The sequence below is a fragment of the Candidatus Saganbacteria bacterium genome (assembly GCA_026387835.1).
In the GTDB taxonomy this organism is placed as follows: Bacteria; Margulisbacteria; WOR-1; order JAKLHX01; family JAKLHX01; genus JAPLKZ01.
Map to the genome: position 1 here is coordinate 1 of JAPLKZ010000009.1, position 10787 is coordinate 10787.

Annotated in this window: 14 protein-coding genes; 9 read left to right on the forward strand and 5 right to left on the reverse strand. The window is 49.3% G+C overall.

Features of this window, described 5'->3' with window-relative positions:
- A partial coding sequence (locus NTZ10_03960; protein MCX5749378.1) for an SUMF1/EgtB/PvdO family nonheme iron enzyme occupies positions 1-457 on the reverse strand: 457 nt, incomplete at its 3' end.
- A gap of 96 nt (positions 458-553) precedes the next feature.
- On the opposite strand from NTZ10_03960, the gene pyrE reads away from it, so the two are divergent.
- A complete protein-coding gene (pyrE, locus tag NTZ10_03965) occupies positions 554-1084 on the forward strand; it encodes an orotate phosphoribosyltransferase (protein ID MCX5749379.1) in 531 nt (176 codons plus the stop codon).
- Positions 1084-1713 (forward strand): imidazoleglycerol-phosphate dehydratase HisB, encoded by a 630-nt coding sequence (gene hisB / locus NTZ10_03970; protein ID MCX5749380.1) that lies wholly within the window; start codon positions 1084-1086, stop codon positions 1711-1713. Before pyrE ends, hisB begins: the two co-directional genes overlap by 1 nt.
- Here hisB and NTZ10_03975 read toward each other — a convergent pair whose 3' ends face one another.
- From NTZ10_03975 to rnc, 4 genes are all read right to left on the reverse strand, one after another.
- The gene (locus NTZ10_03975; protein ID MCX5749381.1) at positions 1714-2232 is read right to left on the reverse strand and encodes a TPM domain-containing protein; all 519 of its coding nucleotides are present in this window, start codon (positions 2230-2232) and stop codon (positions 1714-1716) included.
- Between the two features lie 22 nt (positions 2233-2254).
- Positions 2255-3298 carry a hypothetical protein gene (locus NTZ10_03980; protein MCX5749382.1) on the reverse strand — a complete coding sequence of 348 codons (1044 nt, stop codon included), beginning with the start codon at positions 3296-3298 and terminating at the stop codon, positions 2255-2257.
- A gap of 238 nt (positions 3299-3536) precedes the next feature.
- Positions 3537-4826: a dihydroorotase gene (locus NTZ10_03985; GenBank protein MCX5749383.1), complete on the reverse strand. Its 1290-nt coding sequence runs from the start codon at positions 4824-4826 to the stop codon at positions 3537-3539.
- A gap of 1 nt (position 4827) precedes the next feature.
- Positions 4828-5601 (reverse strand): ribonuclease III, encoded by a 774-nt coding sequence (rnc, locus tag NTZ10_03990; protein MCX5749384.1) that lies wholly within the window; start codon positions 5599-5601, stop codon positions 4828-4830.
- A gap of 66 nt (positions 5602-5667) precedes the next feature.
- On the opposite strand from rnc, the gene NTZ10_03995 reads away from it, so the two are divergent.
- From NTZ10_03995 to miaA, 7 genes are read left to right on the forward strand one after another with little or no spacing between them, the layout of a single operon-like run.
- Complete coding sequence (locus tag NTZ10_03995) at positions 5668-6579, forward strand: hypothetical protein (GenBank protein ID MCX5749385.1); 912 nt, start codon at positions 5668-5670, stop codon at positions 6577-6579.
- 1 nt (position 6580) lies between these two features.
- Positions 6581-7834, forward strand: a complete 1254-nt coding sequence (locus tag NTZ10_04000; protein ID MCX5749386.1) for a 3-isopropylmalate dehydratase large subunit — start codon at positions 6581-6583, stop codon at positions 7832-7834.
- Between the two features lie 5 nt (positions 7835-7839).
- Positions 7840-8157, forward strand: coding sequence for a hypothetical protein (locus tag NTZ10_04005; protein ID MCX5749387.1), 318 nt, complete (start codon positions 7840-7842; stop codon positions 8155-8157).
- Positions 8117-8620: a 3-isopropylmalate dehydratase small subunit gene (locus NTZ10_04010; protein MCX5749388.1), complete on the forward strand. Its 504-nt coding sequence runs from the start codon at positions 8117-8119 to the stop codon at positions 8618-8620. Before NTZ10_04005 ends, NTZ10_04010 begins: the two co-directional genes overlap by 41 nt.
- 9 nt (positions 8621-8629) lie before the next feature.
- Positions 8630-9064 carry an MgtC/SapB family protein gene (locus NTZ10_04015; protein ID MCX5749389.1) on the forward strand — a complete coding sequence of 145 codons (435 nt, stop codon included), beginning with the start codon at positions 8630-8632 and terminating at the stop codon, positions 9062-9064.
- Between the two features lie 23 nt (positions 9065-9087).
- Positions 9088-9768 (forward strand): zinc metallopeptidase, encoded by a 681-nt coding sequence (locus NTZ10_04020; GenBank protein ID MCX5749390.1) that lies wholly within the window; start codon positions 9088-9090, stop codon positions 9766-9768.
- Positions 9761-10645 (forward strand): tRNA (adenosine(37)-N6)-dimethylallyltransferase MiaA, encoded by an 885-nt coding sequence (gene miaA / locus NTZ10_04025; protein ID MCX5749391.1) that lies wholly within the window; start codon positions 9761-9763, stop codon positions 10643-10645. Before NTZ10_04020 ends, miaA begins: the two co-directional genes overlap by 8 nt.
- Positions 10646-10787 lie beyond the last annotated feature (142 nt).

Here is a 10787-nt window from a genome sequence, read left to right on the forward strand (position 1 = left end):
CATACGACTCATTTCCCCACGGATATATTCTTCCTTCAGTCCCTCTTGCCGCGAATTCCCATTGTGCTTCTGTAAGCAGACCGAACTTCCTGCCAGTTGTTTCCATTAGAAATTTGCAGTATTCGGTTGCATCGTTCCAGGGAACATTAACTACAGGATGCAGCGCCAATTCTGTGTTAGCCACAAGTTGAGGTATCTCTCTATTCATTGCTTGAAGAAAACCAAGGTATTCACCGTTCGTCACAGGATATTTGCCTATGGCAAAATCTCTTAATGTGACCTTTCTTATAGGCTGGGCATCGTTAAACCTTGTGCTGCCCATTGAGAACTTCCCGCCGGCAACCCTTACCATTTTGGGAAGGTTTATATGTATCCCTCCTGTTATCGGCGTTAATATCATCTTTCTTGCTTCTAAACTTGATACTCTCCTTCCGCCAATTACCGTTCCTATTGCCATTCCTTTTCTCCTTATTTGCTAAAATTTGTCTCATATAGTTATCGGACATATTTGCAGTAAATTTCACTCGATTAAAAATATGCTAAAATGGTAAAAATGGATAAAAAAGCCGCCCTCAAGAAACTCCTTAAGCAGAATGCCGTGAAGACCGGTGAATTCACCCTTTCTTCCGGCGGAAAAAGCAATTTCTATGTCGACGGTAAGCAGATCACGCTGCATCCCGAAGGCCTGTCCCTTGTTGCAGAGATCATCCTGGACAAGATAAAGGACTGCAAAGCAATAGGTATCGGCGGGATGACGATCGGTGCTGACCCTATCGCGGCCGCAGTAGCTGTACTGAGCGCAAAGACAGGTGACTCGATACCAGCTTTTATCGTCAGGAAAGTGCAGAAAGAGCACGGGCTACAGAAAAAGATCGAGGGTATTATTAAACCCGGTTCAAATGTCATAATAGTGGATGATGTGATAACAAAAGGGACCGCGACGCTCGGTGCGATAGCGGCCGTCGAAGAGATCGGGTGCAAGGTGGTAAAGGTAATCTGTCTCGTCGACAGGCAGGAAGGCGGGGCCGAAGCTCTCCAGGAATACGATTTTGACCCGATATTCAGGAAAGAGGAACTGATCTGATGGCAAAAAAAAGGGTCGCAAAACTGCTGAGAAAGACAAAAGAGACATCGATAAGCGTCAATTTGAACATCGACGGCACGGGCAAAAGCAATATCTTCTACCCTATCCCCTTCATAGGCCATATGCTGACGCTCTTTTCAAAACACGGGCTTTTTAACCTTGACCTGAAGGCAAAGGGCGATGTGGAAGTGGACATGCACCACCTCATCGAGGACACTGGACTTACGCTCGGCGAAGCTTTCGCAAAGGCGCTGGGAAAGAAACTTAAGATCGAGCGCTATGGCCACGCGATAATCCCGATGGATGAATCCCTTGCAGAAGTTAAAGCGGCGATAGACCTTTCCGGAAGGCCGCATCTGACGTTCAAGGGGAATTTCGAAAAGGAGCTGATCACCGCAAGGGTAGTAAAAAGCTACGTGAAACTTTACCTTGATAGGGAGATGCTGCGGGAATTTTTTGAATCGTTCGTCTATAAAGCCGGGATGTCCTTACATATTGACATCATAAGAGGGAAAAACTCTCATCACAAGATAGAAGCTGTCTTTAAAGCGCTTGGTATTGCCATGTGCATGGCCTGCAAAGTAAATCCCAGAAAAAGGGGCGTACCTTCAACAAAGGGAAGACTGTGATCATTTTTTAAGCTGAACGCCCTGCGATCTTGAATCGATCTCTTTTATGAGTGCTTTCACACCTTCGTAAAGCCCTTCTCCGTATTTGCTTTTTTTGAAATACGGGACTACTATATCGTCAAGAAGCTTTTCGGAAAATTCTTCACTGATTAGAGGCTCGAGACCGAACCCTATTTCCGTCTCGATGCGCCGCTCGTAAAGCGCGACCAGTATAAGTATCGCCTCGTGCTTATTCTTACCGAGCTTCCATTTATTGAACAGGAAGAACGCGTAGTTCTCCGGGGAAAGAGGTTTTGTGTTGCCGAAAACCGCGATGACGATCTCTATGCCGGCCCTTTTTTCAAAATCTCCGCATAACTGTATAAGCTTCCCGATGTGGTCGCCGAGTATCGCTTCATAATCGTTCACAAGCCCTGACTGCTTGGGAGGCGCCGGGATCCTGCTGAAATCAAATTTATACCCGCACTCGCAGCCTTTTTTCCATTCGGGGATGCTCTTGTTGCACTTGGGGCATTTCATTTTAAAAAATTATACCATACTATCACATGACATGAGGAGTTATCATGAACACGACCTCTGTTTTCGTCTTTTCCATTACCCTTTTTGTAAAAAGCTCCTTCAGTAAAGGCACATCGCCGGCCAAAGGGATCTTCATTATGTTCTCCCTGTCAAGTTCGTCTATCAGGCCCCCGATGACTATCGTCTCTCCGTCTTTCACGCGCACGTAAGCATCCGCGTTCCTTGTCGCGATAACGGGGAATTCCCCCGCCGCGGTCGCCCGCCACTCGGATATCGCGCTGACCTCCGGATGGATCAGTACGGAGATCTGGCCGTCACTTCCGAGTTTGGGTGTTATTTTAAGCGAGACACCCGCGTCTATATACTGGACCGTCCATTGCGTCGCCGAAGAAGCGGAAGAGACAGGCACCGCGTAAGGGATCTTGCTGCCGATATTTACGTTCGCTTCCGTATTATCAAGGGTCGACACCTTCGGGTTCGCTATCAGCCTGGCCTGGCCTTTTGAAACCAGGGCGTTCAGGACCGAAGAGATCTTTTCGGCGTTGAATTTGCCGCTGTCCGGATCATAGGCAAAATTAAAACTGCCCGCGGGGCTCCCCCAGGAGACCCCGAGCGTCTTGAGCCCGCTTTCCGATATTTCCACGATCCTGCTTTCTATCATTATCTGGGGAGAGTACCTGTCTATCGATCTCAGGATGTTTTTGATCTCAAAAAGATCTTTCGGCTTTGCCTTTGTCACAAGCATACTGGACCTTTCTCCTTCGACGAATACGCAGTCCGGAAACAGCCTGCAAAGTATGTCCGAAGCTTTTTTGGCCGTTATGTATTTCAGATCAAAAGTCCCGCATACCGGCATCATCTCTTCCCCGTTCTCGACGGCATTTTGTTTCTGGATAAAGACCGCTTCGCCTTCGCGGGTCTGGACGACCGGTGTCGGATTTTTCGACAGTTCACTTTGCTGCAGGCTGTCTTCGCTTGAAGATTGAGAAGGTGAAATATCAGGCCCGCCAGAGCAGGACGATAGGAAAAACACCGCTATCAAAAGAAAAAATATGATTCTGCCCATACATTAGATCCTCCTTGGATATGTATGAGCAATTTGGATGCCAAGCCCTCACCCCCGCCTGCCATCGCTACGCTCAGGCGTTGGCGGGCAGGCCAACCCTCTCCCCGATCCGATCGGGGCGAGGGAGCGCAATTTTATGATGATTGAATAATTCACTAACAATTTTATTTTGACCCTCTCCCTTTGGGAGAAGCTTGTCCCGCCTCCCTGGCGGGAGGAAGGGTGAGGGCTGGGTTCTCTACTTCACCAATACTCCGTCCTTAACTACGATCTTTCCTCTGACTATGGTATAGAGTGCCCGGCCCTTGAGCTTCCATCCTGCGAAGGGAGTGTTCCTGCTTTTTGAGGCGAACTTGCCGGGATCGACCGTCCATTCGCCAAGATCAATTATGGTCAGGTCGGCATCCCCGCCGATCTTTAAGGAGCCTTTGTCGATGCCAAGTATCTTTGCGGGATTTACGGTCATTTTCGTGACAGCATCGATTAATGAAAGCACCTTTGTCTCAACAAGTTCGGTCATGACAAGCCCTAGCGCGGTCTCGAGACCGATGATGCCGAACGCCGCGGATGCGAACTCGACGTTCTTTTCTTCGACTGTGTGGGGAGCATGGTCGGTGGCAATGGCATCGATGGTCCCGTCCTTCAGGCCCTCTATCACAGCGGCGACATCGGATTCGCTGCGCAGCGGAGGATTCATCTTTGCGTTCGTGTTGTATCCTTCGACCGCTGCTTCGGTCAGCGTGAAGTAATGCGGGGCTGTTTCACAGGTTATATTTATCCCCTTTGCTTTCGCGCGCCTGATCTTCTCTACGGAACCCGCGGTCGAGACATGCGCTATATGCACGTGGCCGAACTCGCTTGCCAGCAGGATATCCCTTTCGACCATTATCTCTTCCGCGATAGGAGGTATGCCCTTCAGGCCCCAGATAGTGGAAAGATAGCTTTCGTTCATGTATCCGCCGTCAGATAGCTGATGGTCTTCCGAATGCGATATGACCGTCCTGCCGAACTGCCTCGCGTATTCGAGCGCGTGCCTCATCACATTTGAATCCGTCACGCATCTCCCGTCATCCGAGAACGCGACCGCCCCGGCTTCGATCATCTGGCCCATCTCCGCGATCTCTTCGCCTTTTAATCCCTTTGTTATCGCCCCCACCGGGAAGACATTTACGGCGCCTGATTGCATGGTCTTTGAGATCATGTATTCTATGACCGCGCTGTTATCGGCAACAGGATCGGTGTTGGCCATGCAGGCGACCGATGTGAACCCGCCTTTCGCGGCCGCCCGCGTCCCGGTAAATATCGTCTCTTCGTCCTCCCTGCCCGGGTCCCTCAAATGGACGTGCATGTCGATAAGGCCGGGAAGTACTATCTTTCCTTTTGCGTTTATCGTTTCAGCCGACGGGATGCTTGCGATGTTCTTTGTGATCTCCCTTATTTTCCCGTTCTCGACCAAAATATCACGCTCATCGTCAAGCCCGCTCGACGGGTTTATCACCCTTCCGTTCCTTATCAGCAGCAATGCCATGTCACTGTTTCTTTCTTCCTATTATCTTTGATATTATCTCCCCTAACCTGGCCGCTTTGATCATTTTCTTGTCCTTCAGCTCTAACAGGGCTTCTTTGGCTGCGTTCTGTTCCGCTTCCTTTTTTGAAAAACCTTTGCCGGACCCGAACTTTACCCCCTTCACCTTAGCTTCGATCCAGAAGACTTTTTTGTGCTTGGGTCCGGCCTCTTTTTTTACGGCGTAGAAAGGCAATCCCCATTTGTTCTTCTGGCAGAACTCCTGCAGGGCCGATTTATAATCGATCATAAAATCATCGGCGCTCGCTCTATCCACGGAATCCTTCAGGAGACGTATGACCGCATCCCTTGCCTTATCTATCCCGTTGTCAAGGAATATCGCGGCGATTATGGCCTCAAGCGCGTTGGCGATGTTCGACTTTTTTTTCTCGCCTCCCGAAGACCTTTCGTTCTTTCCGAGCAGGAGGTAATGCCCGAGGTCCAGGTCTTTTGCTATTTCCGAAAGCGAGAGGTCGGACACGACCGCCGCCCTCATTTTTGTGAGGTCCCCCTCGGAATAATCCGGATATCTACTAAATATATAGTCGGAGACCACCAGCTTCAGCACCGCGTCCCCCAGGAACTCGAGCCTTTCGTTGTCGGACAGCCCGCTCATTTTGTTCTCGTTGATATAGCTGCTGTGCGTAAGGGCCCGGTTAAGCAATGCCTCGGAAGTAAAGGGGATGCTGAGCTTGTCTTTTAACTCTCTGATCTTCTGGTCTCTCTCTGGGGTGAGCATTTGACAATATATTTTACAGTATGTAGAATAAATTATCAAGGCAAATAAACCTGAAAGGAAAACCTCATGAGAGGAACTCTCTCCCCGATACTCAGCCATCTCGTAAAAACGACCATCTCAGCCGTGGGAGAAAAGGAAAAGCTTAACCGTTTTATCAACAAATACCGCAAGATGCTGAGGTATGTGGAGGGCGGCATAAATATATCTGAGATAAGGTTCGGTCTTGCCGATCTCCTGATAACAAGGGACGATCAGAGCGACTGGTCGGAAGCAAAGACCCATTATGATTTTGTCCTTGAACACGCTCCTTACGGATACTTAAGGTTCGCGGCGATGATAGGAAAGGCCGAACTTGCCATAAGGGCTTCGCAAAATAAAGAACTCGATTCCGCGATAGAGCTTGCACAGAGATCGCTTAAAAATCTTAATTCTCTGGTCGGGCCGAGCGATTTTTACAGCACAAAATGCCTCGTGGTGGAAGCGGAGCTCCTGATAAAACGGGGGGCGGAACGCGACAAGACAAACGCGAAAAAACTTTTCGAAAAAGCTTACAATGACTCCATGGCCGACCATTATTTCAGGGGCAGGGCGATCGTAGGGCGGTCCGAGATCATGCTGTATGAAAAGAAAAAAGATGTCAACAAGGAGATACAGCTCTGCCATGATGCCATCGACCTTCTCGAGGAAAAATCCGATGATTATTTTGCCATCAAGGCAAAATTGCTGCAGGGGGAATTCATAGCTCAGAGGATGGCGCATTATGATAAATCCCGCGCGACCGGGATATTCATGGGTATAATCGGTAACAAGAACGCCGATGCCGACCTTGTATGCAGGGCAAAACTCAATCTCGCAGAAATAAGCGACAGGGCCAAGGCTCTCAAGCTAATCAAAGAGGTCCTGTCGGTAAAACCTCTCGACCCGTACCTTTCATCCCGCGCGAAGTCCCTAGGAAAGGCCGTCAAGGCAAAAAAATAAAATGGGGAAGACCATAGCGGAAAAGATACTGTCCTCTCACAGCAAAAGCGATTCGCGTGCCGGAGACATAGTAATCGCCGATCTAGATTTCATGATCGGCCAGGACGGCACTTCGGGCATCGCGATAGACGTCTTCAGGAAAATGGAAGCGAAGAAGGTCTTTGATCCCGCAAAGATCGCGATAATCATAGACCACAGCTCCCCTTCCCCGAACGAAGGAGTATCTGCGATACACAAAAAGATCCGCGAGTTCGCCGGGGAACAGGGGATCCATCTTTATGATATCGGCTGCGGTGTCTGCCACCAGATAACTCCCGAAATGGGATTTGTCGTGCCGGGTGACCTTGTGATAGGAGCGGATTCTCACACCTGCACATACGGCGCGATAAACGTTTTTTCGACTGGCATAGGATCCACGGACCTTGCCGCGGGGATGATATCCGGAAAATTATGGTTCAAGGTCCCCGAAACGATAAAGTTTGTCGTGAACGGAAAAATGCCGAAGGGCGTCTATTCAAAAGACCTTATCCTTAAGGTGATCGGCGACACCGGCGCCGGCGGCGCGACATATGACTCGGCCGAATTCACGGGAGAAGCGATAGGCCGCCTTTCCGTCGACGCGCGCTTCACGATCTCGAATATGGCGATCGAGATGGGGGCCAAAGCCGGACTTATGAATGCCGACAGTAAGACCTTAGAATGGATCAAAAAACATTCAAAGAAAAGACCGTTCCCTGTGGAATCCGATAAAGATGCCGTGTTTAAAAAGATCATCGAGATCGACGCGTCATCACTGGTCCCGTCGGTAGCAAAGCCTCATACTGTCGATAATTACTCCTCTGTCGAGGATGTTGAGGGCACGCCCGTGCAGCAGGCTGTCATCGGAACATGCACTAACGGAAGGCTTGAAGACCTAAGTATCGCCGCAAGTATCCTGAAAGGAAAAAAGATCAATAAAGACTGCAGGATGATAATCGCCCCCGCATCAAAGTCGATATTTCTGGAAGCGATGAAGAAAGGGATCGTTGAGGCCCTGATCGATGCCGGAGCCGTTTTTGTCACGCCAGGATGCGGCCCTTGCGTCGGCACCCACAACGGCGTGCCGTCGGACGGGGAAAAAGTGATCTCGACGGCCAACAGGAATTTTAAAGGCAGGATGGGCAATACAAAAGCCGAGATATTCCTCGCTTCTCCCGCGACAGTGGCCGCTTCGGCGCTGGAAGGAAAAATAACCGACCCGAGAAAATATCTTTGATGCTGTTGAACAGGACTTTTTGGGCGCTCGTGGCGATCTTTTTATCATGTATCGTGATATTTATTTTCGTCCTGCCGCCTGCCGGTCCTGATGAAGCGATTGATCAACAAGCGGGATACAAGACTTATGCAAAAGAAATATCCGGTTCGTGGGACAATATCACGTCAAAGTACGGCATCCCCGGATCTTTGGATGTAGATCTTTTTATCCCCGCGATCGTGGGTTTTGCGGGTATAGGAATGGTGTTGGGAACGGATATTTGGATGAGGAGGAGGAACAAAGATGCTATTAAAAGGTTTTTCTCACACTTTAAAAATAAGTGATGATATAAACACGGATTACATAATCTCCGGCCGCTACAAGTTCAAGATACAGGACCCGGACGAGCTTGCCAAACATATCATGGAAGACATCGACCCCGATTTTTACGGCAAGATCAAGTCTGGGGATTTTATAGTTGCCGGAAAGAATTTCGGATGCGGCTCTTCGCGCGAGCAGGCCCCGATGGCGATCAAGCACGCGGGAATAAGTGCTGTCATCGCAAGATCTTTCGCCAGGATATTTTACAGGAACTGCTTCAATCTCGGCCTGCCTTTGATAGAATGCGACACATCAGGCATATCAGAAAAGGACGAACTCGAGATCGACATGGATAACGGCGTGTTAAAGGACCTGACAAAAGGAATAAATATTAAAATAAAACCTTTTCCAAAAACAATGCAGACTTTGCTTGCTGACGGAGGGCTTGTCAGACATTTTAAAAAACACGGCGGTTTCGGATTATAAGGAGGTCTTATGAACGAACTTACTATCTGCATCCAGCTTCTTGTTTCAATGGTCCTCGGAGGAGCGATAGGGATAATAAGAGAAAGGGATAAAAAAGCGGCCGGTTTAAGGACTCACATCCTTGTCTCGGTCGGCTCGACCCTCTTAATGCAGCTTTCCGTTTATATGGCTTTCAAATACACGGGATCCGATGCCGGAAGGATAGCCGCACAGGTGGTTACCGGTATAGGTTTCATCGGCGCCGGAACAATAATGCAGGACAAGGGCTTGATCAGGGGCCTTACTACCGCGGCTTCGATATGGGTAGCTTCGGCGATCGGGCTTGCTGTCGGATGCGGCTTTTACTTGGGTGCCATTTTTGCTACTTTGATCTCGCTGGTCGCGATCGAGCTTTTCAGGGACATCGAAAAGAAATATATCCGCAAGGACGGTCAGGAAAACTGATATAATATCTCCGGAGGTGCCGCATGTTTTTTGACTGGACTTTTATTCTTCTTATACCGGCCATGCTACTTGCCGTTTATGCCCGGTTCAAGGTCAGCTCGACATATGAAAAGTTCTCGAAGGTCAAGACATCGGCAGGCATTCCCGGGTCCCAGCTTGCGAGGAACCTGCTGGACAGGAACGGGCTCGGCAACATTGCCGTCGAACAGGTACCCGGCGAACTCACCGATAATTATGACCCGAGGGATAAAAAGCTCAGGCTCTCAAGCGGAGTGTACAACAGCTCTTCTGTAGCCGCGTTCGGCATAGTGGCTCACGAGACCGGGCACGCGGTCCAGGATATAAAGGCGTACTTCCCTCTTAAATTCAGATCGAGCATAGTCCCTGTTTCCAACATCGGGTCCCAGCTGTCCATACCGCTTTTTTTTGCGGGGCTTATTTTCAGCTACGGGCCGCTTATGGATGCCGGAATAATTCTTTTCTCATTCGCCGTATTTTTCACTCTGGTAACTCTTCCGGTAGAATTTAACGCGAGCAGCAGAGCGATGCAGATGCTTTCTTCCAGCGGTTACGCATCCGAACAAGAGCTCGGCATGGCAAAAAAGGTGCTTGATGCCGCGGCCCTTACATATGTGGCCGCGACCGCGATGGCGGTGATGCAGCTTTTGCGGCTGATAGCTCTTCGCGGCTCGAGAGATGACTAAGACATTAATTTTATTCGGGCCTACCGCATCGGGAAAAACAGACCTCTCTATCGAGCTCGCAAGGCATCTTGACGGTGAAATAATTTCCGCCGATTCAATGCAGGTCTACCGCTACATGGACATCGGCACGGCAAAAGCTTCGAAAGAACAGAGAGGCCTTATCCCGCATCATCTTATTGATATTGTAGATCCTGACGAAGAATGGACCGTTTCAAGCTTTATCGATTCGGCAAAACAAAGTATCGGGGAGATCGTCAAAAGAAAGAAACAGCCCGTAATGGTCGGGGGGACCGGATTATATCTGAACGCATTCATAAACGGCTACTCCTTCCCTATCGCCGCCAAGGACGACGGCATCAGAAAAAAACTTTCATCCTGTGATACCGCGGTATTATATGAAAGGCTAAAGACCATAGACCCCAGATCCGCGGAAAAGATAAATGCTAACGATAAAAAACGCATCATAAGAGCGCTTGAGGTGTATGAACAGACCGGCAGGCCTATATCGGAGCTTCAGAAAAAGGACAGGGATAAAGACCTTAAGTTGTTCTGCCTGGATGCGGACAGGGAAGTTCTTTACATGAGGATAGGCAACAGAGTCGACGATATGATAAAAAAAGGCCTTGAGGATGAGGTCTATCGGCTGCTTAAAAAAGGCTACTCAAAAGACCTTGTATCCATGCAGGCTTTGGGCTACAAAGAGATGGCTGACCATATCGAGGGAAAAAGAGATCTGGCGGACACGGTCTCCCTGATCAAGCAGAGGACAAGGAACTTTGCCAGGAGACAGCTGACCTGGTTCAGGAGATTTGAAGATGTGATCAGGATAAACATCTCTTCCAAGAAACAGGCTTTAGAGATACTGTCACTTATCTGATCCTCACCACGCATCAAGCCTGAGCAGGCCGTCGATCTCTGCCGCGACATCCCTGACCCTGGCCAGCATATAGCAGAACTGCGCGCGTGTAAGCGGCTTGTCAGGCTCGAAATTGTTCCCCTTGATATAGTCCAGCAGACCC

What these genes read in the sequence shown, in the direction of transcription:
- pyrE (MCX5749379.1), top strand. Translation starts at nt 554, where the DNA reads ATGGATAAAAAAGCCGCCCTCAAGAAACTCCTTAAGCAGAATGCCGTG.
- hisB (MCX5749380.1), top strand. Translation starts at nt 1,084, where the DNA reads ATGGCAAAAAAAAGGGTCGCAAAACTGCTGAGAAAGACAAAAGAGACA.
- NTZ10_03975 (MCX5749381.1), bottom strand. Translation starts at nt 2,232, where the DNA reads ATGAAATGCCCCAAGTGCAACAAGAGCATCCCCGAATGGAAAAAAGGC.
- NTZ10_03980 (MCX5749382.1), bottom strand. Translation starts at nt 3,298, where the DNA reads ATGGGCAGAATCATATTTTTTCTTTTGATAGCGGTGTTTTTCCTATCG.
- NTZ10_03985 (MCX5749383.1), bottom strand. Translation starts at nt 4,826, where the DNA reads ATGGCATTGCTGCTGATAAGGAACGGAAGGGTGATAAACCCGTCGAGC.
- rnc (MCX5749384.1), bottom strand. Translation starts at nt 5,601, where the DNA reads ATGCTCACCCCAGAGAGAGACCAGAAGATCAGAGAGTTAAAAGACAAG.
- NTZ10_03995 (MCX5749385.1), top strand. Translation starts at nt 5,668, where the DNA reads ATGAGAGGAACTCTCTCCCCGATACTCAGCCATCTCGTAAAAACGACC.
- NTZ10_04000 (MCX5749386.1), top strand. Translation starts at nt 6,581, where the DNA reads ATGGGGAAGACCATAGCGGAAAAGATACTGTCCTCTCACAGCAAAAGC.
- NTZ10_04010 (MCX5749388.1), top strand. Translation starts at nt 8,117, where the DNA reads ATGCTATTAAAAGGTTTTTCTCACACTTTAAAAATAAGTGATGATATA.
- NTZ10_04015 (MCX5749389.1), top strand. Translation starts at nt 8,630, where the DNA reads ATGAACGAACTTACTATCTGCATCCAGCTTCTTGTTTCAATGGTCCTC.
- NTZ10_04020 (MCX5749390.1), top strand. Translation starts at nt 9,088, where the DNA reads ATGTTTTTTGACTGGACTTTTATTCTTCTTATACCGGCCATGCTACTT.
- miaA (MCX5749391.1), top strand. Translation starts at nt 9,761, where the DNA reads ATGACTAAGACATTAATTTTATTCGGGCCTACCGCATCGGGAAAAACA.